The organism is Nocardia yamanashiensis NBRC 100130, assembly GCF_001613325.1.
In the GTDB taxonomy this organism is placed as follows: Bacteria; Actinomycetota; Actinomycetes; order Mycobacteriales; family Mycobacteriaceae; genus Nocardia; species Nocardia yamanashiensis.
On record NZ_BDCD01000046.1, the window covers coordinates 31,369 to 52,105 of the forward strand.

Here is a 20,737-nt window from a genome sequence, read left to right on the forward strand (position 1 = left end):
TAGGCGGCGATGACGGCAATATGGTTCGGGTTGGCGGCGATCGCGCTGGTGGGTGCGATCGTGCTGCTCTATTTCGATCGGCTGCAACGGCAGCGCACCGGGCACGTCCGGCAGGTCTGGGCGAAATCCCAGGGCTACACCTATGTTTCGGTGGAGCCCGCGCTCGCCTCCACCTGGCGGCGCGGCGCGCTGGCCAAGCTGGGGTACCTGTCCGCCGTGGACGTGGTGTCCGGAAACCGCAAGGGCGAGAAGTTCGTCCTGTTCGATCTGGAGGACGCCGCCACCCTGGTCGCGGTGCGCCGGCAGATCGGCTCGGACATCGATATCGACCTGCGGCTCAAGACCGCGGCCCCGCCCAAGGATCACGATCTGGAGCTGCTGGGCGCCATCGGCGACCGGGTGGTGTTCGCCACCAATCCGGATATCGCCCGGCACGCGGTGGATCAGCGCATGGTGGCGTTCATCGAATCGCTGCCCGACACCGTGCAACAGCTGTGGTCCGAAGGCAATTGGACGCTCGGCATGCTGCCGGTCGGCGCGGTCGCCAAGGACTGGGAGATGGCCATCGACGCCGTGCTGCGGCTCTCCGGCCTGCTGCACGTGCTGCCCCCGGTCAACTCCGCTGATCGCGCCCGCGACGAGCTGCCCGAACCCGGCGGCCCGATATCGGTTTCGGACGACGAGGACTACGACGGCCATGACGAGTTCGGCGACTTCGGCGACGAACGCCCGCGCGCGGCGCGCGGTCCCGAACCCGAGGACGCCGCCGACGAATACGGCCCGCTGGTCAACGACATCGCGGGCGAGGACGCCGAGGAGCCCGAATCCTGGCGTCCCGCACTGAAAGTCGTGCCCGACCCGCGAAACCGCCCGCGCCGCAACTGGCCTCCCGCCCCCGAGGACGAGGAGGACCTGGACGACGAGGACCGCGATCGCCCCGCCCGCCCGCGCGGGGACGACTGGGACGAACGCGCCGAATGGCGGGACGAGGAACCAGAGGACGATCGCGAGCCCGAGGAGGGCTGGCGCAAGGATCAGGGCCGCAGCGCCCCGCCCGGCGGGCCCTTCCACCCGGGCTTCCGCCCGTATCAGGGACCCACGCCCCGGTGACCCGGAGCGTTCCGGCCGCCGCACTTTCCTCGAGTCATCGGGCCGCCCGCCGTCACGGCGGGCGGCCCGCTCTCGCCCGATCGAGCGGCCCCGGAACGCGGGGGCAGGATTCTCCGGCGATTGCGCGTGTATTCACCTCGGCGGTGCGCGCGAAGCACCAGAATGGGTGCGCAGTCTCGGTCATCGGCGACCGTGCCCGTGAGTCCCGAGTGATGGGTTGTCGATGACCGAGAGCTCTCCCGTTTCCCGCCTGCCCGGCGCGCACCGCCCGGTGGCCTTGGTCACCGGTCCAACCTCCGGCATCGGGCTGGGATACGCCTCGCGGCTGGCCTCGCTCGGCTACGACCTGGTGCTGGTGGCGCGGGACGAACAGCGGCTGGCGGCGCTCGCGCACGAGGTGGAGACCAGATACGGGGCGCGAGCGGAGATCATGCCCGCCGACCTCGCGAAAGACGAGGATCGGGAACGCGTCGCGGCTAGACTCGCCGCAGGTGTCGAATTTCTGGTGAACAATGCCGGTTTCGGTACTTCGGGCGAATTTTGGACTCTCCCGCCGGAACTCCTACAGTCTCAACTGGATGTGAACGTCACCGCCGTCATGCGGCTCACCCACGCGGCCCTGCCGCCCATGCTGCACGCCGCCAACGGCACCATCGTGAATGTGGCCAGCATGGCCGGGCTCGTCGCGGGCAGGGGATCGACCTACTCGGCCTCCAAGGCGTACGTCGTATCCTTCTCGGAAGGGCTGGCAGGCGGGTTGGCCGGAACCGGAGTCCGGGTACAGGCACTGTGCCCCGGACTCGTGCGTACCGAATTCCACGAGCGCGCCGGACTCGCGACGGCCGGCATGCCCCGGCCGCTGTGGCTGGGCGTGGACGAAGTCGTGAACGGTTCATTGCACGATCTCGAGAAGAACCGGGTGATCAGTGTGCCCGGCCTGCAGTACAAAACGATCGCCGCGGTCACCGGACTGCTCCCGCGGTCCGTGCTGACCCGCCTCAACCAGGGCCTGTTCAACGCACGCGGAAGGACATGAACACAGCAATGCAGGTAACCACGACCGACCGGGACAGACTCGCCGAACTGGTACGCGAACTCGCCGTGGTACACGGCAAGGTCACCCTGTCCTCGGGCAAGGAAGCCGACTACTACGTGGATCTGCGCCGGGCCACCCTGCACCACGAGGCCGCGCCGCTGATCGGCAAGCTGCTCCGCGAACTGGTGGCGGACTGGGACTTCGAATCGGTCGGCGGGCTCACCATGGGCGCGGACCCGGTCGCGGCGGCCGTCATGCACGCGCCCGGCCGGCCGATCAATGCCTTCGTGGTCCGCAAGGCCGCCAAGTCGCACGGTATGCAGCGCCAGATCGAGGGCCCGGACATCGTGGGCAAACGGGTGCTCGTGGTGGAGGACACCACCACCACCGGCAACTCGCCGCTGACCGCCGTGCGCGCGCTGCGCGACGCCGGCGCGATCGTGGTCGGCGTGGCCACCGTGGTGGACCGGGAGACCGGCGCCGACGGCATCATCGCGGCCGAGGGTCTGGAATACCGGTCCATCCTGGGGCTCAAGGACCTTGCGCTGAGCTGAACTCGACGTAGCTGTGGGCTGAACTGGTCACCTGAGTTAGCCTGAGGTGGTCATATTCTTCGATGGTGAAGGGTCGTGTGAGTCACCTGTGGTGAGCATTGCAATCAATCAGGGTCATCAGAATGTTGCGATGCTCGGCATCGGCGCTTACCGGCCCCAGCGCCTGGTCAGCAACGCCGAGGTGTGCGAAACGCTGGACTCCACCCCCGAGTGGATCTTCGATCGCACCGGCATCAACAACCGGCGCTGGATCAGCGGCGACGAGACCCTGCGCAGCATGGCGGTGGCCGCCGGCGATCGCGCGCTGAACAACACCGGCATCGACCGGTCCAAGATCGGCGCGCTCATCCTGTGCACCTCCAGCTGGCTCAAGCTCACCCCGCACGGCGCCCCGACCGTCGCCGCCGATCTGGGCATGAACGGCATCCCCGCCTTCGACCTGACCTCGGGCTGCGGCGGTTTCGGCTACGGCCTGGGCGTGGCCGCCGATATGATCCGCTCCGGTTCGGCCGAGTACATCCTGGTCATCGGCGCCGAGACGATGACCGTGGGCCTGGATCCCACCGACCGCGGCACCGCCATGATCTTCGGTGACGGCGCGGGCGCGGTCGTGGTCGGTCCCGCCGAGGAGAACGGCATCTCGCCGACCGTCTGGGGTTCCGACGGCGAGAACGCCGAGGCCATCGCGCAGGACGTGGACTTCCTGCAGTTCATGGAGAAGGCCCAGCGCCTGCAGGGCACCGATCCGGCCGTCGAACCGGTGGGCCGCATGTCGCTGCACATGGAGGGCCCCAAGGTCTTCCGCTGGGCCGCCGTCACGCTGCCGCGCGCGCTGTCGGGCGTGATCGAGAAGGCCGGCGTGGCCAAGGACGATATCGAGGTCTTCATCCCGCACCAGGCCAATGCCCGCATCAACGAGCTCATGAAGAAGAACCTCGGGCTCGCCGACGACATCCCGATGGCCAATGACATCGAGAACACCGGCAACACCTCGGCCGCCTCGATCCCGCTGGCCATGGAGGAGATGCTGGTGACCGGCAAGGCCAAGGGCGGACAGCTGGCGCTGCTGCTCGGCTTCGGCGCGGGCCTGTCCTACGCCGGCCAGATCGCCGTGCTGCCCCCGGCTCCGGCCGAACCCTCCTTCTGATGGCCCGCCCGTTCCGCGCCGCCTTCGTCGGCGCGGCGGCGGTGACGGTGTTCGGCGCCGTCACCGGCCGTGACAAATTGCAATGGGCCGCAAAGCCTTTGCTCATGCCGCTGCTGGCGGCCGACGTGGTGACCAACGGGTCCGAGCTGGATCCGGTGGATCGCGGCGTCCTGCTCGGCGCGCTGACCGCCGCCACCGTCGGTGACGTGCTGCTCATCGAACCGGACAACGACCGCCGATTGGTCGCGGGCGCAACGTCTTTCGCGGTCATGCAGACCGGCTACTCGTGGCTGTGGTTCCGGCGCGGGGGTCGTCCGCGCGCGCAGGTCGCGGCCCCGCGGCTGGCGGCCTGGCTGGGCGCCGGTGCACTGCTGCGGTTCCGGGCGCCCACCGTCGCCGCGCCGTTGACCGCCTACGGGGCCACCCTCGGCACCGCGGCCACCCTGGCCTCCGACCCGGGACTCGCGCCCGGCGCGAAAACCATTGCGGGGCTGAATATCCCGGGTCGCGACCCACGCAGCCGGCTCGGCCTGGGCGCGACGCTGTTCACCCTCTCCGACGGCCTCATCGTGCTGCGGCGGATCTTCGCGAAGAGCGAGCGGTCCCGCCGCGTCACCGAGGGCGTCATCCTGGGCACCTACGCCGCGGCCCAGTACCTACTGGCCGATCCGCGCGCCCACCGCTGATCAGTTCACGATGGTGACGGCGGGCGGATTCCACTCGCCGTCCACGATCCGCTGATCCGGCCAATAGGTGCGCAGGGTCAGGTTGAAATCACCCGACGCGGGCGCGGGCAGCCAATTGGCTTCCCGGTCCGAGCCCGGATTCTCGCGCTGAATGTAGATGTCGATGGACCCGTCGGCATTCTTGCTGAGCCGTTCGCCGCGCACGGCGTACCGATTGATCGGGTTCTCGACGAAGAAGCCCTTGTCGTCGTACACGGTGACCGACCAGAAGCCGTGCACCGGCGGAATCTGATCGGCGGCGAAGTGCAGCATGTAGTCGTGCTCCGAATTCAGCTGCGCATTGTGCTGATCCACATTGCTCTGCGGGTAGATCGCGTCCTGCGGCAGATTCGCGCCCAGTCCGATATAGGAGACGATGGCCCGGGTGCTGTAGTCGGTGCCGTAGTCACCGATGTGCTGGCGCAGCACCTGCCAGCCGTTCACCGGCGGCACCTGGACCCTGGTTTCGATGCGGCTCAACGCCTTCGGCCAAGCCTGCTCCCACTGCGCGCTCTCCGTGCTCGACAGCGTCGCCAGGTCCAGCTTGCGGTCCGGGGTCCACCCGATCTTCGCCAATTGCTCGAGCATCGGCCCGTCGCCCGGGCGGGGCTGATCGTGCGAGAGCGCGGAGTAGTACAGGTCCCAGTACTGCTGCGCGGACAGCGTCCGGATGTAGTCGGCGACAGGCTGTTTCGCGGGCCAGTCCGAATGAATGTCCGTGTTCTGCGGCGCGGTATAGGGCTTGCCGTACGAGCTGAGCGGAACGGCGGTCGTCTTGTCCTGGATCGCGATGACATTCGGCACATCGGCCTGGCCGTCTATGGAGATCCGGCCGATCATCCACCCGGCGTCGGTGGCCGACCGGTATTCGTGCACGTTCGCGGGCAGCTCGCCCTTCCAGTTCGGCCCGACAATGGCGAATTCGTAACCCTTTCCGGCATCGGGAATGGTGCGTGAGCCGGGCGCGGCATCGACATTGGTCCACATGTCGAGAATGGGGAACAGGTGGTAGCGGTCGCCCATGGCGGGCACGCTGATCACCAGCGGCTCGGCGGCCACATCGAACAGCAGCGACTCGTAGAGGGTGTCCACGTTCGGGCGCACCACGTTCTTGAAGTTCGCGTCGGGCAGGAACGCCAAGGGCGCCAACTGATTCAGCGGCGCGACGCCCTTGGACGAGTCCGGGGCGGGCACATTGGTCTGCTGGCGGCGGGTGACCTCCACCGAGACCAGCGGGTAGGTGTAGACGTAGGCGTTCACCATGGCTTCGTCGTCGCCGGACGCGGCGGGGGTGGTGGTGGACTCGGCGTCCGAGGAATCCGACGAGCAGGCCGCCGCCGCGACGGCCACCGCGAGTATGGCGAGCAGCGCGATCGCGGTGCGGGCGCGCGCGAACTTCGATGATCTTGCCAACGCATCCTCCATCAGTTGGTTTTGCCGGAGTACGACGTGAATCAGCTCACGTTTAGCTAATTCTCAGCAAGGGTAGCGTCGGTTCGGTGAACGGCGATTCAATCAATGAAATATTGGCGTGTCAGACCAGTATTTCGAGGATGGGCAGGGCCTCTGGCGAGTGTGACCACCAGTCGGTATGACCGAGGAAATAGTCCTCGTATGCGATTTCGGCATTCTTCTGGTTACCGCCGGGGACGACGCTCAGGAAGTAGTCGATCTCGGAGAGTTCGTATTCGGCGTGCACCAGCGGCAGCAGGGCGGGCAGGGCGCGGCGCTCCGGTTCGGTGAGGGGGCGCACGCGTTCGTATGCTTCCAGCAGGGCGCGCACCTGGTCGGCCCGGGTGTGCGCGGGACCGCCGTCGCGAATCGAAATCCAGTCCACGGCACAGCGTTCGACGGCGATGGCCAGATCGTGCACGGCGGTGGTGCGGTCGCAGAGCCCGAAATCGATGACCGCGGTCACGTCGCCGCCGCGCCAGAGCAGGTTGGTGCCGTGCCAATCATTGTGCGTCCACAGCGGTTTCAGGTCGGCGAGCAGGGGATACAGGCGGTCGTGGGCCGGCAGATGCACGCGTTCCAGATCGGCCCGCCAGTCCCGGGCCGCCAGGAAGGCGGCGAGCGCCGGGCGGGCGGCGGCCCGGTCCGCCACCGCCGCAAGGGGATCCACGGCGGCGAAGATCGAGAAGCCGCCGAGCAGCGGGCGCGCCGGCCGGGCGGGGGCGTCGTATCCGGCGGACGCCAGATGCAGCCGGGCCAGCAGGTGACCGGCCGCCGCGGCATCGCCGAGCGAGAGGTAGGGCGACCAGGAGAAGACGCCCTCGTACCGATCCGCGCCGTCGCCGAATTCCTGTACCTCGTAGGCGAATTCACCGGATTCGGTAGTGCGCGACACGGCGGGGACCGGGATGCCGCGGGCCCGCAGGTGGTCCATGAACCGGTGCTCTTCATCCAGCGCCGCCGCATCGCGCAGGGTGCGGGGGAGGCGTTTGACGATGACCGCGCGCCCGTCCGGCAGCCGCACCCGCGCCGTCGCCGACAGCGGGCGCGGGCTGCGCCATTCGATGACCGCGTCCGCGCCGACCACCTCATCCACTTCCGTGGAAGTCAGTGGCGGCCAATCGGGTTCGACCAACGGGTCGTGGCCCATGCCGTAGACGCGGCCGTCGGTCATGGGCGGGTCAGACCTCCCGGCGGCGTCCGGCGACCACGAGTATCGCGGTCACCAGGGCGGCCGACAGGAAGGCGAACAGGGAGGCGGAGGTCCACCAACCCGGATGAAATCCGATGGCGTCCTGCGCCTTCGTCCAGAAATCCGCCCACCAGCTGATCGAACCCGGATTGCACAGTTGGTACACCACGAACCCGATCACCCACGGCAGCAACATGATCGGCCGGGCCGGGGAGTTCTGATCGAGGTCCCAGAAGCCGCGCCCGCGCCCCAGGAAATAGTCCACGATGAGCACGGCGCTCAGCGGCACGAACACCGAGCCGATCAGGTACAGGAAGTTGGCGTAGGAGCTGAAATCATGGACCGGCAGTGCCAGCAGCGTGACGGCGACGCCCACCAGCCCGGCCAGGATGCGGCGGTCCACGCGCGGCAGCAGGTTCTGGATGGACATGGCGGTCGAATAGATATTGGCGAAGGACTGATCCGTCTCGCGCAGCACCAGCACAGCGAAGAACGCCCAGCCCGCGGTCACGCCCAGGAAGGTGTCGAAGATCTTCTCGGGGTCACCGCCGACCTGGAGGATGGCGATGATGCCGAGCAGGTAGCACCAGCCCTGGCCCACCGAGTAGCCGAGCACGGTGGCCCCGGCGGCGGACTTCGCCGAACGCGAGTGCCGGGTGTAATCGGCGGCCAGCGGCACGAATGACACCGAGACGGCCAGCGCGCTGTCCACGGCCGGGAAGAAGCCGCTCCAGCTGGTGCCGGTGAGTTCCGGAACCGGTTGCCGCAGTAGCTGAATCGTGAAATACACCAGCGCGATGCCGACCGCTACGGTCACGTACTTGCGCAGAATGTGCAGCACTCGCAACGGCCAGATGGCCATGACGGTGGACAGCAGGCCCGCCGCCACGATCACCAAACCGTGCGGAACCTTGTCATGGGTGAGCGCCGAGACGCCGAGCGCGATGACGGTCAGCTCGAACACGCCCCAGCCGATGCACTGCACGATATTGGCGGCGGTCGGCAGGTAGGACAGCTTCGTCCCGAACAATCCGCGTAGTACAGCCATGGCGGGCGCACCGGTGCGCGCACCGACGGCTCCGGCTCCGGCGACCATCAGAATGCCGACGACGGTGCCCACCGCGGTCGCCAGCAACGCCGCCGCGATCGACAGCGGCGGGTGCCCGACCGGCATCAGTACGGCCGCCGCACCGCTGAACCCGAGCAGGCTGACCCCGATATTCAGCCAGAATGCCGATTGATCGCTGAAGCTCAGCGTCCGCGGCGGCTCGGTGTCGAGCAGCAGCGGGGCTTCCTTGCGCTCGTCGGGTGTCACATCGGCAGTGCTCATGAGCTGTGATGCTACGGCGCGGACCGGACGAAACGGGCGGTCCCTTCCCTTCGGTCCCGGGTGTGCCCGCCGCGCGGTAGCGCGGCGGGCACGAGGTTTTTCGGAGCGAATCAGAGGCAGATGATGATGCGGCGGCGGTCTGCGGGGTCCACGCGAATCGAAATCGTCTTGCCCACGCCGATTTTCGGTCGCGCCACCGGTTCGAGGTCGAACACCACGCTGCCGTGATACGTCTCCGACCCCGGCACCACCAGTTCCAGATCCAGCTCGGTCAGCTCGGTCCAATGGTCGGTCGGGCTCAGCGGGTGCACGCCCTCGATGTTCGCCCACCCCTCCAGCCCGTGCCGCAGCAGTTTCCGGTCCGCCCGCGACGGCCGCTGCGCCAGCAGCATCCCGATGCCGAGGAAGCTTCCGAACAGCCCGACCAGGGCAATGCATTGATAGGGCACCGTGCCGGGCGGGCTGTGCTGAACGACGAATCCGAGCCAGAGCCCGAGAGCTATGAGGTACGCGGCGGTGACGCCGAGAATCGTATGGAGCATGCGCCGGTGGTCCATGACAACCTCCACCACGGCTTTTCGGAACTCCAGTTTAGTCCGGAATACGCAGCGCCGTGAGCGCATCCAGATCGAGATCGAGTTCCATTCCGGCCAATTCGAGCCGCGCACGCCCGCTTTGGACGCCGGTCACCTCGTAGTAATCCGCGCGCAGCCGATGCGTGGTGATGCGGACCGGATCGTCGGGGTCGATCAGCCAGTACTGCTCGATCCCGACCGCCGCGTACTCGACCAGTTTCATGATGCGGTCGGTGCGCCGCGAGCCCGGCGCCACGATCTCGATGGCCGCCAGCACATCCGCCGGCGCCACCCGCGCCGGATGCGTCGCCCCGGCCGTACCCCCGACGACCAGCAGGTCCGGGGTGCGCACCGTGGGCGGCGTGCCCTCGTCGATCAGCAATTCGACCCGGGCCAGCGCCGCCACCCGGCGCGGCAGCGACGGTTCCAGTTGCGCCGCCAGCCGCCACACCGCGAGCTGATGCCGCGGCGGCTGCGGCGCCACCACCAGCACCCCGTCCACCAATTCCCGGCAGAGCCGGTTGTCGGCCGGTAGCTGGGACCACTCCGCCAGCGTCAATAGGTGATCAGGCCAGGACGCAACCGTTTTCCGGGCTTCCGCGGAGCTGGACCTACGCATGCGCCCAGTCTTCCACGCCCGGCAACCGCACAGCGATGTTTCAACTCTTCAACCGCAGAACGGCGAGTACCCGCCGATGGTGCGCGTCCGACGGCGGCAGGTCCAGTTTGGTGAAGATATTGCCGATGTGCTTCTCCACCGCGCGTTCGGTGACCGTGAGCGCTTGCGCGATAGCCGAATTGGACAGCCCCTGCGCCATGGCCTCCAGCACCTCGCGTTCGCGCGGGGTGAGGCGGGCCAGCGAATCCTGTTGCCGGGAAGCGCCCATCAACTGGCTCACCACCTCCGGATCGAGCGCGGTGCCGCCGGTGGCGACGCGCTGCAGGGCGTCCACGAAATCGCCCACATCGGCGACCCGGTCCTTGAGCAGGTACCCGACGCCGCCCGCGCCGGACGCGAGCAGCTCGGTGGCATAACGGGTTTCGATCCACTGCGAGAACACCAGCACGCCGGTCTCGGGGTGGCTGCGGCGCAGGGCCAGCGCCGCCAGCAAACCCTCGTCGGTGAAGGTCGGCGGCATCCGCACGTCCACCACCGCCACATCCGGCCGCTGCGCGCCCACCACATCGGACAGTCCGGACGCATCGCCCACGGTCGCCACCACTTCGTGGCCGCGCTCGGTGAGCAGGGCCGTCAGGCCGTCCCGCAGAATCGCATTGTCCTCGGCGATCACCACGCGCAGCGGTGCGCTCGTAGCGGGATTCACCGTGTCCTCCATTCCCAGCGGCCGTTCACAGTGGCCCCGCGATCGGCAAAGTCATGGTGACCACGGTCGGCCCGCCGGCCGGACTGTCCACCAGTAGATAGCCGTCCACCGAGCGCGCCCGCGCCGCCAGACCCGAAAGTCCACCCGCCACAACGGTTTCCCGGGTGCCCGCGACCGGCTGCAGGGCGCCGCCGTGCCCGTTGTCGCGGACGCTCACCGCCAGCGAGCCCGCGCCGGTGGGCAGTACCGACACCCAGATCCGATTGGCCCCAGCATGTTTCACCACATTGGTCAGCAGCTCCGCCACCGAGAAGTACGCGATTGCCTCGATCGCGGGGCTCGGCCGGTGCGGCAGGAAGACCCGCAGCTCCACCGGAATCGAGCACCGCGCGGCGAGCGTCTCCAAGGCCGGCTCCAGCCCGAGTTCCAGTGCGGGCGGATGGATTCCGCGCACCAGCTCACGCAGTTCGGTCAGCGCTTCCTTGGAGCTGGCCCGCGCATCGGCGATGAGATCCCGTGCGTCGCCGCCGGCCGCCAGCCGCTCCTCGGCCCGCCCCAACGCCATGGCGATGGTGACCAGCCGAGCCTGTGTGCCGTCGTGCAGATCGCGTTCCAGCCGCCGCAGGGTGGCGGCGGAATCGTCCACGGCGGCCCGGCGGCTCTCCCGCAGTTCGGTGATCTGCAGGTCGCGGTTGGTGGGCCCGAGCAGCGTGGCCGTCAGCCAGCCCTGAACCAGGCACACCGCTCGAACCACCCACGGCATCAGCCACAGCGTGATCCACCCGAGCAGTGAGAAGGCGATCACCTTCGGCCAGGTATCGATGAACACGTCCCCGAACTGGGCGAGCGCGTGATGCTCCACCCCGTCCGCGTCCACCTGGCTCGGATAGCCGATGGCCCACGCGATCGGCGACAGCGCCGTGAACGCCGCCACCAGCATGGCCATCAGCACCACGTAGCCGGTGAACAGCGCGATCACGACCTGCGTGGCCAGGAATACCAGTGCCCGCCACGCGGTCCGATCGGTGAACGCGCTCTTGAAGAACCCGATCAGCCCGGTCGACCGGAACGGCGGCGGCGCGGCCACCGCCCGCCCCAGCAATGTCCGTGCCAGCCCCCGATACACCGTCCCCCACACGCGTCCGCCCAGCAGCACCAGCGCCACCACCGGAATCCCGATGAGGAAGATCGAAAGATAAAGCCCCCCACCCCAACCCAGGAACAGATAGGCGGCCGCCATACCGCCCAGCACGAAAGTGCAGACCAGATAGGCGAATTCCTTCCATGTCCGAGCCCGGAACGGCGCGGTCAGCATCGCCTTCGCAACCACCGCCGTCCGCTCCGCCGGTGTCACCGCATCCGCGAACCCCGCGGCGCCGGAACCGGGGAACCCGCCCGTGCCGAACTCTCCGCCACCCGGCGCACCGAAATCTCCGCCACCCGGCGCACCGAAATCTGCACCACCCGGCGCGCCGAACCCTGGCGCACCCACCGCCGGCTCGAAGCCCGCCCACTCCGAACTGTCCACGTCGGGTGTCGCGTCCAGCACCTTCGTCGCTGTCGGCCCAGGTAGCGCACCGCCTTCTGCCCCGCCCAGCACCCGTGTCGGCATCGGCCCCGCAGCTGCCGACGGCTGCCCACCCGGCGGCGTCCCGTACCCGAGCGCCATCGTCGGCTGATGCTCGGACCGTGCGCCCGGATCCAGCGCGAGGGTCGGATTGCCGCCCACCCCCGCCGTCGCGTGCCCGGATCTCGAACCACCGCCCCACGGGTTCGGTGCGAGCTCCGCGGCCGGATCAGTCCCGCGCGATGCCGCTTCGAGCGCGCGAGGCTGATCGATCGGCGCCGCCGAGTCGAGCGTGCGGCTGTCGTTCGCAGCGGTCGCTGGGTCGAGTGTGCGGGTGTCGTTCGCAGCGGTCGCTGGGTCGAGTGTGCGGGTGTCGTTCGCAGCGGTCGCTGGGTCGAGCGTGCGGGTGTCGCTCGCAGCAGTCGCGGCGTCGAGCGCGCGGCATTCGTTCGCAGCAGTCGCGGCGTCGAGCGCGCGGGTGTCGTTCGCAGCGGTCGCTGGTTCAAGCGTGCGGGTGTCAGTCGCAGCGGTCGCGGCGTCGAGTGTGCGGGTGTCGTTCACAGCCGCCGTCGGGTCGAGTTCACGGGTCGGGTGTTCGCCCCGGTGCGCGGATTTCGCGCGGTCCAGGGTGGGTCGGTCGGCCGCAGGGCTGGGGTTTTCCGCCGGTTCGGTCATGTCTCCCATCGTCTTCACCGTACGTCCCGCCCGCGATGGGGCAGCCCGGCGAATCGAGGGTGTGGCTAGCCCCACCCCGGGCGCGCGGCAGCGCCCGGGGCGACTTTCCGGTCGCGACCGGGCCGTACTCCGCGCCGTACCCGAACGCGATTCCCGTTCCGGTCCTCGGCGTCACGAACTCGGTGCGCCGCCCGTCACGTGGTCCGGCGGCTCGGCGCCGCGGCCGCCGCGCTCGGTCCGGCGCCGACGCTGCTCGCCGCGTCGTCCTCGCCCCCTTGCTCGGTCCGGCGTCTGCGGTGCTCGCCGCGCCGTCCACGCTCGCGGGAGCGGGTCCGGGACCTAGCATCGTGTGCATGACGTTCGAATCGTCTCCGCCGGAGGTCCCGCCGCCGGGCTACGGGCAGGCGCCCGGTTACTACCCGCCGCCGCCGGATCATCCGCAAGCCACCGTCGTGCTGGTGCTCGGCATTCTGAGCTTGATGTTCTGCCAGCTGCTGGGCCCGGTCGCCTGGGTGATGGGGCGGCGGGCGCGGGACGAGATCGACCAGTCGCGGGGTGCGATGGGCGGGCGCGGCATGGTGATGGCGGGGTACGTGTGCGGCATCGTCGCCACGGTCCTGCTGGTGCTCACGGTCGTCGTGGTGGCCTTCGCGCTGGCGATCATGCTGGTGGCCGGTTCGACCCCGAACTGACGCCACTACCATGACCGGGTGAGTTCCGCCCCGACATCCGACGAACCGCTGGCCCCCGGTCCCACCGAATGGGGTGAGCATCCGCACGGTGTCGGGCCGTGGCGGGCGGAGTTCGGGACCGAACCGCCGGCCGATCCGCGCTTGGATCCGGAGCTGATCGAACACGGCGATCGACGCAATGTGGTGGACGCCTACCGCTATTGGACGCGGGAGGCGATCATCGCCGATATCGACCGGCGACGGCATTCGTTCCATGTGGCGATCGAAAACTTCGGGCACGACGCGAATATCGGCACGGTGGTGCGGACGGCGAATGCCTTCGCGGCGGCGGCGGTGCACATCGTCGGGCGCAAACGGTGGAATCGCCGGGGCGCCATGGTGACCGACCGCTATCAGCACATCGAACATCACGCCGAGATCGGCGATCTGCTGCGCTACGCGGCCGAGCACGACCTCACCGTGGTGGCGGTCGACAACGTCCCGGGTTCGGTGCCGCTGGAAACCGCACGCCTGCCGCGCAATTGCCTGCTGCTGTTCGGGCAGGAGGGCCCGGGCGTCACCGAGGCGGCGAAAGACGCTGCGGTGCTTACCGTCTCCATCGCCCAGTTCGGGTCCACACGCAGCATCAATGCCGGGGTGGCGGCCGGAATCGCCATGCACGCCTGGGTGCGCCAGCACGCCGATCTCACCCATGCTTGGTAGACCGGCGGGGTGTGTGAGCTGAAGAGGTAACAAATCAGCCACGAATATGGGCGTCCGACTGGCACGATAAGTCCTATGACTACGCGGACCGGGCGCAACATCGAGCCGAACGCTGCGCTGTGGTCGGAGCGCGCGGACCTGGCGGAGTCGGCCATCGTATCCCGGCATATCCGGACCCTGTGGGCGATTCCCGGAACCCAGCTCGGGGTGGTCGGCTGGCCCGCGACCAAGCGCGAACGCGCCTTCGCGTTCTGGCACTACTGGTGGCAGGCGCACCTGCTGGACGTCGCGGTCGACGCCGCCAATCGCGCGCCCACCCCGGCCCGGCATCGCCGCTTGTGGGCGGTGGCCCAGGCGATCCGGATGCGCAATCTCAGCGGCTGGACCAACAACTACTACGACGATATGGCCTGGCTGGCAATCGCTTTGGAGCGCGCCGAGCGCACCCAGAACGTCACCGAGGTGCGCGGCGGGCTGCTGGCGCTGGAGAAGGAACTGCTGGCCGGGTACGTCCCGGAGTATCACGCCGTCCCGTGGCGCAAGCAGTCCGATTTCTACAACGCCCCCGCGAACGGCCCGACCGGCATCCTGCTGGCTCGGCTCGGCCGCTACGCGCTGGCCGCCGAGATCGCCGATTTCATCGACGACTCCTTGCGCGACAAGGAAACCGGTCTCATCTTCGACGGCATCCATCTGCCCGCCGGCGAGGTCGAGACGCCCGTCTACTCCTATTGCCAGGGCGTCACGCTCGGCCTGGAAACCGAATTGGCCGTGCACACCGGCGAACCCCGGCACGCCGAACGCGCGGTGCGCCTGATCGCCGCCGTCAACGAGCATTTCGTGGCGGGCGGCGTGGTCAAGGGCGAGAGCGGCGGCGACGGCGGCCTGTTCAACGGCATCCTCATCCGCTATCTCGGACTGGCCGCGGTCATGCTGCCCGGCGACGGCGACGAGCACGTCGAAGCCCGCCGCACCGCCGCCACCATCATTCGCGATTCCGCCACCGCCGCCTGGGAGAACCGCCTGGAGGTGGAGGGCGAACCGCTCTTCGGCCCCGACTGGAAACGCCCGGCCCGACTACCCGGCCTGGCCGGAGCCGGTGCGCTGGAAGGCGGTTCGGTGACCGGCTCGCGTAGCCCGGAACGCGATCTGTCCGTGCAGCTTTCCGGCTGGATGCTGATGGAGGCCGCGCACACGGTCACGGCGGCCGGACTCTAGGCGCTGCGCCGCACCTGCGGAATCGGCACCGTGGCGGGTTCCTCGTCGAGGTCGAAATCCTCGGCCGGACGCGACATTTCCAGGCGGTACTGCCGCACGCCCACCAGCGTGCCCAGGATCAGCCCGACCACCAGCGTCCCGATCACCGCGGGCATCAGCCACGAGATGTTCTCGATGAAACTGCCCGCGTAGTACCCGACCAGCAACAGCACCGGCGCCCAGATGATCGCCCCGATGGTCGAGGCCACCGTGTACTTGCGATGCTCCATCCCCGCCGCGCCCGCCACCAGCGGGCACAGCGTGCGCACCCACGGAATCCAGCGCGCCACCAGCACCGCCAGGAACCCGTGCCGGTGCAGCAGCTCCGCCACCCGCGCCAGATTCCGGGTGTTGATGTACTTGCCGTTCTTGCGCGCCACGATGTGATGCCCGGTGCGCTGCCCGACCACGTACCCCACCTGATTACCGGCGATGGCCGCGATCATGGTGCCCACCGACAGCGCCCACACGTGCGCTTCGCCGCCCGCCTGGGAGGCCAGCACCACGCCGGCGGTGATCAGCATGGAGTCACCGGGCAGGAACAGCCCGATGATGAACGCGCACTCCAGGAACACGAAGGTCAGGACGACCGTCCAGACGAGCACCGGCCCGGCTGTCTCGAGCGGCCCGAAGCTGCCCAGTGCGAGGTTTAGCGGGGTGCTGGACACCGTGGGCTCAGCGGTTCGGCTCGTTCGTCGCGGCGACGAACTCGGGGTCTTGCGGGGCCTTGCCGCGGTTGATCAGGTTCTTCACCACGTGGATGATGCCGGGCAGGATCGAGACGAACACGATCAGCAGGAAGATGGCTTCCACGTTCTTGCGGATGAACTCCACATTGCCCAGGAAGTAGCCGAGCACGGTGACGCCGCCGCCCCACAGGATGGCGCCGACGATGTCGAAGGTGACGAACTTGCGGTAGTCCATCTTCGACACGCCCGCCAGCACTGGCATGAAGGTGCGGACGATGGGCACGAAGCGGGCCAGAATGATGGTCTTCGGCCCGTGCTTCTCGAAGAATTCATGGGTTTCGGTGACGTACCGCTTCTTGAAGAAGCGGGTGTCCTCCTTGTTGAACAGCGCGGGCCCGATGGCCCGGCCGATCCAGTACCCGGACTGGTCGCCGAGGAACGCCACCAGGATGACCGCGGGCAAAAGCACCCAGATGGAAACGACCGGGTTCTCCTGGGCGCTCAGCAGACCGCCAGTGAACAGCAGCGAGTCGCCCGGCAGGATCGGGAAGAGCAGACCGGTCTCGATGAAGACGATCGCCAAGATCGCCGGAAGCACCGCGTTCTTCAACCACGTGTCCTGCAGCAGGTACATGGGGTCGAGAATCTTGGGCATCGACAGGGTGGTCGTCACGGCATCGGATACGGCCAGCAAGGTCACGGCCACCACCCTACCGGTGAAACGGACGTCACACCGAACGTCGAAGCAAGCTCACAAAGTTGTCAGGGATGTGAGGCCATTTGCCCGGCAAAAAGGGGCCTCGCCTATGGTGTGGCTGACAGAATTTGTTGTAGCCAGCACACACCATCGGAGGTCATTGTGCCCATCGCGACTCCGGAGATCTACGCCGAGATGATTGCTCGGGCCAAGGAGAACTCCTTCGCGTACCCCGCCATCAACGTCACCTCGTCGGAGACGATCAACGCGGCCATCAAGGGTTTCGCGGACGCGGGCAGCGACGGCATCATCCAGTTCTCCACCGGCGGTGCGGAATTCGGTTCCGGCCTGGGCGTCAAGAACATGGTCACCGGCGCGGTCGCGCTGGCCGAGTTCGCGAATGTCGTTGCGGCCGAGTACGACGTGACCATCGCGCTGCACACCGACCACTGCCCGAAGGACAAGCTGGACACCTTCGTGCGCCCGCTGCTGGCCATCTCGGCCGAGCGCGTGAAGAACGGCCTCAACCCGCTGTTCCAGTCGCACATGTGGGACGGCTCGGCCATCCCGATCGACGAGAACCTGGAGATCGCGAAGGAACTGCTCAAGCAGGCCCACGCCGCGAACATCATCCTCGAGGTCGAGATCGGCGTCGTCGGCGGTGAAGAGGACGGCGTCGAGAACGCCATCAACGACAAGCTCTACACCTCGCCCGAGGACTTCGAGAAGACCATCGAGGCGCTGGGCGCGGGCGAGAACGGCAAGTACCTGCTGGCCGCCACCTTCGGCAATGTGCACGGCGTCTACAAGCCGGGCAATGTGAAGCTCAAGCCCGAGGTGCTCGCCGAGGGCCAGCGCGTCGCGGCCGCCAAGCTGGGCCTGGGCGCGGACGCGCAGCCGTTCGACTTCGTCTTCCACGGCGGTTCCGGCTCGCTGAAGTCCGAGATCGAGGACTCGCTGCGGTTCGGCGTCGTCAAGATGAACGTCGACACCGACACCCAGTACGCCTTCACCCGCCCGGTCGCCGGCCACATGTTCGGCAACTACGACGGCGTGCTGAAGATCGACGGCGAGGTCGGCAACAAGAAGGTCTACGACCCGCGTTCCTACCTCAAGAAGGCCGAAACCTCGATGGCCGCGCGCGTCGTCGAAGCCTGCAACGACCTGAAGTCGGCGGGACGCTCGATCAGCGCCAAGTAAGGTAACTCCGAGCGGGGAAAACCTCGCGCATGTGCGGCGAGCCTGCCGCGGCGGTCGAAAACCCGTCGCGGCGAGTTCGTTTCGGTGACTTTCGAGGTGCAGGGCATGACTCTCGATGTGCGGGTCCTCGGGCCTGTGCAACTGCTGGTCGACGGCCGTCCGGTTACGGTCGGCGGCCCGAAGCCGCGTGCGTTGCTGGCCGCGCTGACCGTGAACCGGCGGCGCGCCGTGTCGTCGCAGGCATTGGCGGACATCGTCTGGAACGACGAACCGCCCGACTCGTATCAGGCGAGCCTGCAGGTGTTCGTCTCCAATATCCGTAAGACGCTGCGCAATGCGGGCGTCGACTCAGCGGCGGTGCTGCGCACCGAATCCTCCGGCTACCGGCTGGAGATCGAGGACGCCGACTGCGATCTGGGCCGGTTCGAGAACATTCGCCGGGCCGGGCAGGAGGCGGTGAACGCCGGCAATCATGCCGCCGCCGCGCGCCTGTACGCGGATGCCTTGGCGGAGTGGACCGGTCGCGCGCTCGACGATCTGTCCGGCCTGTCGTTCGCGGAGAGTTTCGCGACCGCCATGGACGAGGAGCGGCTGCTGGTCGCCTCGGCCCGCATCGACGCCGAGATCGCCTGCGGGCGGGCGTCTTCGGTGGTGGGCGAGCTGGTCTCGATGACCAATGCGCATCCGCTGCGCGAGCCGCTGTGGATGCAGCTGATCACCGCGCTCTATCTATCCGGCCGCCAGGCCGACGCGCTGGAGGCGTGCCGGCGGGTGCGCGGCGTGCTGTCCGACGAACTGGGCATCGATCCGGGCCCGGCGCTGGTGGCCCTGGAACAGAAGGTCTACCGGCAGGAGCCGTTGCAGACCGGGCAGATGGCCGAGGTGGATCGGATCGCCAAGGCCATGACCGAGACGGTGACCGAGATGCCGCGCGCGGTGCGGGCCGGGCAATTGCGGCTGCCGGACGGGCGGATCGCGCCGATCGGGACCCAGGGCATGAAGATCGGCCGGATGACCGACAACGATCTGGTGCTCGACGATCCCAAGGCCAGTCGCTATCACGCGCAGATCATTCCGAGCCGGGCCGGGCTGCTGATCAAGGATCTGCATTCGGCCAACGGCATCTACATCAACGAGGAGCCGATCGAGAGCGCCGCGGTGCTCGCCGACGGGAACGAGATCCGGATCGGCACCACGGTGCTGATCTTCCAGGCGCTGCACTGAAATTCTCGGCGAGTGCCGGGGATTCGCGGGCGGTCGCGGGTAGGGTCTCGCTCCGGATGTGTCCGGTGTGACCGAATGGCGAGAGGTTGAGGCATTGGCCAAGCGACTGCTGGCCGTGATGGGAGCGGTGGTCTTCACCACCGGCGCGCTGGTATCGGCGTCTCCTTCCACGGTGCGGGCGGAAACTGGTGAATCCGGTGCGGCGCAGGGCGTTCCGGGCGTCGGGCCCTGTAAGAGCGATCCGGCCCCGGTGCACGAATCGATCGTTCCCAAGAATCTCGAGGTGCCCATCTCGTATCCGGCGGTCACCGTCGATCCCGGGCCGCCGAAGGAGATCGTCGAGCGGGTGAAGATGGAGCTGCCCGCCGATCCGTGCGTGAGCCCGTGCCCCGACCTCACCGACGGCCCGGCCGCCGCGCCGAGCGTCTTCGAACAGCTCGGCCTGCCGCGCCTCTATCTGCGCCCGCAGCCGTTCTATTTCGCCTTCCCCAACCCCGACCCCCAACCGGTGCCGCCCGCGCCGGAGCCGGTCACCCCGGCCGTCGAAGCCGCCGCGCAGGCGCCCGCCCGGCCCATGCCGCAGGTGTCGCGGGTGCGCGAGGTGGCCAAGCTGACCGGCGCCAATTCCATCAACCGCACCGATAAGCGCTGGCAGGTACAGGGCACCGACCTGGGCATCATGTGGGAGAGCAAGCCGGGCGAGATCGCCATGGCCTTCGGCGACACCGTCGGCGCCAACTTCCATCCGCCGGGCGGCATGGGCGACGACTGGCGCTCCAACTTCCTGGCCTTCAGCACCGACCGCGAGCTGAGCGACGGGGTCACCATCGACCGGATGGTGACCGATTCGCGCTGCCACGCGGTGGAGCTGCTTTCCAGCAAGAAGCTCGACAATGTCGAGATCACCACCATCCCGACCTCGGGGTTCGCGCTCGGTGACCGGCAGTACATGAGCTACATGTCGATCCGCACCTGGAACAGCATTCCGGGCACCTGGTACACCAACTACGGCGGTCTCGCCTACTCCGACGACGGCGGCGAGCACTGGACCAAGGATCCGCATGCCAAGTGGGAGAACATCTTCGGGGTCTCCAACTTCCAGGTGGCGTCGATGGTGCCGCAGGGCGACTACGTCTACATGTTCGGCACCGCCAATACCCGGCTGGGCGCGGTCGGGCTGGCGCGGGTGCCGAAGGATCAGCTCCTCAACACCACGGCCTACCAGTACTGGCGGGACGGGTCCTGGGTGCCGGCGGTGAACGGGTTCGTGCACCTCAGCGAGATCGCCGAGGCGCCGGCGGCGGAACTGTCGGTGCGCTACGACGCCGATCGGAAGGTGTGGCAGATGGCGTACCTGGACACCGCCAAGGCGTCCATCGTGGTGCGCGAATCGGATACGCCGCAGGGCGTGTGGTCAGCGGGCGCGCCCATGGTGAGCGCACTCCAATTCCCGGAGCTGTACGGCGGTTTCATCCATCCGTGGTCGACGGGCGAGGACCTGTACTTCACCATGTCGACCTGGAACGACTACAACGTCTACCTGATGCACGCCGAAATGAACTGAGCCGCAGACGAAAAAGGGCGGTCC

20 protein-coding genes are annotated in these 20,737 nt (G+C 68.2%); 11 read left to right on the plus strand and 9 right to left on the minus strand.

Annotated elements, in window-relative coordinates:
* The first annotated feature begins 9 nt into the window (after positions 1–9).
* The 5 genes from NY1_RS38280 (at position 10) to NY1_RS38300 (ending at position 4,533) form a co-directional block, all read left to right on the plus strand.
* Positions 10–1,110: a TtfA family protein gene (locus tag NY1_RS38280; protein WP_067722347.1), complete on the plus strand. Its 1,101-nt coding sequence runs from the start codon at positions 10–12 to the stop codon at positions 1,108–1,110.
* A gap of 223 nt (positions 1,111–1,333) precedes the next feature.
* Complete coding sequence (locus tag NY1_RS38285; protein ID WP_067722349.1) at positions 1,334–2,146, plus strand: SDR family NAD(P)-dependent oxidoreductase; 813 nt, start codon at positions 1,334–1,336, stop codon at positions 2,144–2,146.
* 8 nt (positions 2,147–2,154) lie between these two features.
* Positions 2,155–2,700 carry an orotate phosphoribosyltransferase gene (pyrE, locus tag NY1_RS38290; RefSeq protein ID WP_067722351.1) on the plus strand — a complete coding sequence of 182 codons (546 nt, stop codon included), beginning with the start codon at positions 2,155–2,157 and terminating at the stop codon, positions 2,698–2,700.
* 88 nt (positions 2,701–2,788) lie between these two features.
* Entirely contained in the window at positions 2,789–3,847 is a 1,059-nt protein-coding gene (locus NY1_RS38295) for a beta-ketoacyl-ACP synthase 3 (RefSeq protein WP_067722353.1), read from the plus strand.
* Complete coding sequence (locus tag NY1_RS38300; protein ID WP_067722355.1) at positions 3,847–4,533, plus strand: lysoplasmalogenase family protein; 687 nt, start codon at positions 3,847–3,849, stop codon at positions 4,531–4,533. Before NY1_RS38295 ends, NY1_RS38300 begins: the two co-directional genes overlap by 1 nt.
* Here the strand turns inward: NY1_RS38300 and NY1_RS38305 are convergent, their stop codons facing one another.
* From NY1_RS38305 to NY1_RS44935, 7 genes are all read right to left on the minus strand, one after another.
* On the minus strand, positions 4,534–5,985 hold the full coding sequence (locus NY1_RS38305; protein ID WP_169815467.1) for a DUF1254 domain-containing protein: 1,452 nt from the start codon (positions 5,983–5,985) through the stop codon (positions 4,534–4,536). It lies immediately after the preceding gene.
* Between the two features lie 121 nt (positions 5,986–6,106).
* On the minus strand, positions 6,107–7,198 hold the full coding sequence (locus NY1_RS38310; RefSeq protein ID WP_067722359.1) for a phosphotransferase enzyme family protein: 1,092 nt from the start codon (positions 7,196–7,198) through the stop codon (positions 6,107–6,109).
* Positions 7,199–7,205: 7 nt separating this feature from the next.
* Positions 7,206–8,546: a purine-cytosine permease family protein gene (locus tag NY1_RS38315; protein ID WP_067722361.1), complete on the minus strand. Its 1,341-nt coding sequence runs from the start codon at positions 8,544–8,546 to the stop codon at positions 7,206–7,208.
* 110 nt (positions 8,547–8,656) lie between these two features.
* Positions 8,657–9,103, minus strand: a complete 447-nt coding sequence (locus tag NY1_RS38320; protein WP_067722363.1) for a hypothetical protein — start codon at positions 9,101–9,103, stop codon at positions 8,657–8,659.
* Between the two features lie 34 nt (positions 9,104–9,137).
* Positions 9,138–9,740, minus strand: a complete 603-nt coding sequence (locus NY1_RS38325) for a Uma2 family endonuclease (protein WP_067722365.1) — start codon at positions 9,738–9,740, stop codon at positions 9,138–9,140.
* 40 nt (positions 9,741–9,780) lie between these two features.
* A complete protein-coding gene (locus tag NY1_RS38330; RefSeq protein ID WP_067722405.1) occupies positions 9,781–10,422 on the minus strand; it encodes a response regulator transcription factor in 642 nt (213 codons plus the stop codon).
* A 49-nt stretch (positions 10,423–10,471) separates the two neighbouring features.
* Entirely contained in the window at positions 10,472–12,697 is a 2,226-nt protein-coding gene (locus NY1_RS44935) for a sensor histidine kinase (protein WP_233434669.1), read from the minus strand.
* Between the two features lie 344 nt (positions 12,698–13,041).
* On the opposite strand from NY1_RS44935, the gene NY1_RS38340 reads away from it, so the two are divergent.
* The 3 genes from NY1_RS38340 (at position 13,042) to NY1_RS38350 (ending at position 15,300) form a co-directional block, all read left to right on the plus strand.
* The gene (locus NY1_RS38340) at positions 13,042–13,380 is read left to right on the plus strand and encodes a DUF4190 domain-containing protein (protein WP_067722367.1); all 339 of its coding nucleotides are present in this window, start codon (positions 13,042–13,044) and stop codon (positions 13,378–13,380) included.
* Positions 13,381–13,398: 18 nt separating this feature from the next.
* Positions 13,399–14,082, plus strand: a complete 684-nt coding sequence (locus NY1_RS38345; protein ID WP_067722369.1) for a TrmH family RNA methyltransferase — start codon at positions 13,399–13,401, stop codon at positions 14,080–14,082.
* A gap of 75 nt (positions 14,083–14,157) precedes the next feature.
* A complete protein-coding gene (locus NY1_RS38350; protein WP_067722371.1) occupies positions 14,158–15,300 on the plus strand; it encodes a glycoside hydrolase family 76 protein in 1,143 nt (380 codons plus the stop codon).
* Here NY1_RS38350 and NY1_RS38355 read toward each other — a convergent pair.
* Entirely contained in the window at positions 15,297–16,007 is a 711-nt protein-coding gene (locus NY1_RS38355) for a DedA family protein (protein WP_233035591.1), read from the minus strand. The two genes, NY1_RS38350 and NY1_RS38355, sit on opposite strands and share 4 nt — an antisense overlap.
* 7 nt (positions 16,008–16,014) lie before the next feature.
* The gene (locus NY1_RS38360) at positions 16,015–16,683 is read right to left on the minus strand and encodes a DedA family protein (RefSeq protein WP_067722411.1); all 669 of its coding nucleotides are present in this window, start codon (positions 16,681–16,683) and stop codon (positions 16,015–16,017) included.
* 204 nt (positions 16,684–16,887) lie between these two features.
* Here NY1_RS38360 and fbaA point away from each other — a divergent pair, with 204 nt between their 5' ends.
* The 3 genes from fbaA to NY1_RS38375 all read left to right on the plus strand — a co-directional run bounded on the left by fbaA (position 16,888) and on the right by NY1_RS38375 (position 20,713).
* Positions 16,888–17,925 carry a class II fructose-bisphosphate aldolase gene (gene fbaA / locus NY1_RS38365; RefSeq protein WP_067722373.1) on the plus strand — a complete coding sequence of 346 codons (1,038 nt, stop codon included), beginning with the start codon at positions 16,888–16,890 and terminating at the stop codon, positions 17,923–17,925.
* Positions 17,926–18,030: 105 nt separating this feature from the next.
* Positions 18,031–19,149 (plus strand): BTAD domain-containing putative transcriptional regulator, encoded by a 1,119-nt coding sequence (locus NY1_RS38370; RefSeq protein WP_067722413.1) that lies wholly within the window; start codon positions 18,031–18,033, stop codon positions 19,147–19,149.
* A gap of 94 nt (positions 19,150–19,243) precedes the next feature.
* Complete coding sequence (locus tag NY1_RS38375) at positions 19,244–20,713, plus strand: glycoside hydrolase family 183 protein (protein WP_067722375.1); 1,470 nt, start codon at positions 19,244–19,246, stop codon at positions 20,711–20,713.
* Positions 20,714–20,737: the final 24 nt, after the last annotated feature.

Coding starts and splice junctions, on each gene's coding strand:
- pyrE (WP_067722351.1), top strand. CDS start 2,155: ATGCAGGTAACCACGACCGACCGGGACAGACTCGCCGAACTGGTACGC.
- NY1_RS44935 (WP_233434669.1), bottom strand. CDS start 12,697: ATGGGAGACATGACCGAACCGGCGGAAAACCCCAGCCCTGCGGCCGAC.
- NY1_RS38310 (WP_067722359.1), bottom strand. CDS start 7,198: ATGACCGACGGCCGCGTCTACGGCATGGGCCACGACCCGTTGGTCGAA.
- NY1_RS38320 (WP_067722363.1), bottom strand. CDS start 9,103: ATGGACCACCGGCGCATGCTCCATACGATTCTCGGCGTCACCGCCGCG.
- NY1_RS38325 (WP_067722365.1), bottom strand. CDS start 9,740: ATGCGTAGGTCCAGCTCCGCGGAAGCCCGGAAAACGGTTGCGTCCTGG.
- NY1_RS38360 (WP_067722411.1), bottom strand. CDS start 16,683: ATGCCCAAGATTCTCGACCCCATGTACCTGCTGCAGGACACGTGGTTG.
- NY1_RS38285 (WP_067722349.1), top strand. CDS start 1,334: ATGACCGAGAGCTCTCCCGTTTCCCGCCTGCCCGGCGCGCACCGCCCG.
- NY1_RS38340 (WP_067722367.1), top strand. CDS start 13,042: ATGACGTTCGAATCGTCTCCGCCGGAGGTCCCGCCGCCGGGCTACGGG.
- NY1_RS38300 (WP_067722355.1), top strand. CDS start 3,847: ATGGCCCGCCCGTTCCGCGCCGCCTTCGTCGGCGCGGCGGCGGTGACG.
- NY1_RS38315 (WP_067722361.1), bottom strand. CDS start 8,546: ATGAGCACTGCCGATGTGACACCCGACGAGCGCAAGGAAGCCCCGCTG.
- NY1_RS38280 (WP_067722347.1), top strand. CDS start 10: ATGACGGCAATATGGTTCGGGTTGGCGGCGATCGCGCTGGTGGGTGCG.
- NY1_RS38370 (WP_067722413.1), top strand. CDS start 18,031: ATGACTCTCGATGTGCGGGTCCTCGGGCCTGTGCAACTGCTGGTCGAC.
- NY1_RS38350 (WP_067722371.1), top strand. CDS start 14,158: ATGACTACGCGGACCGGGCGCAACATCGAGCCGAACGCTGCGCTGTGG.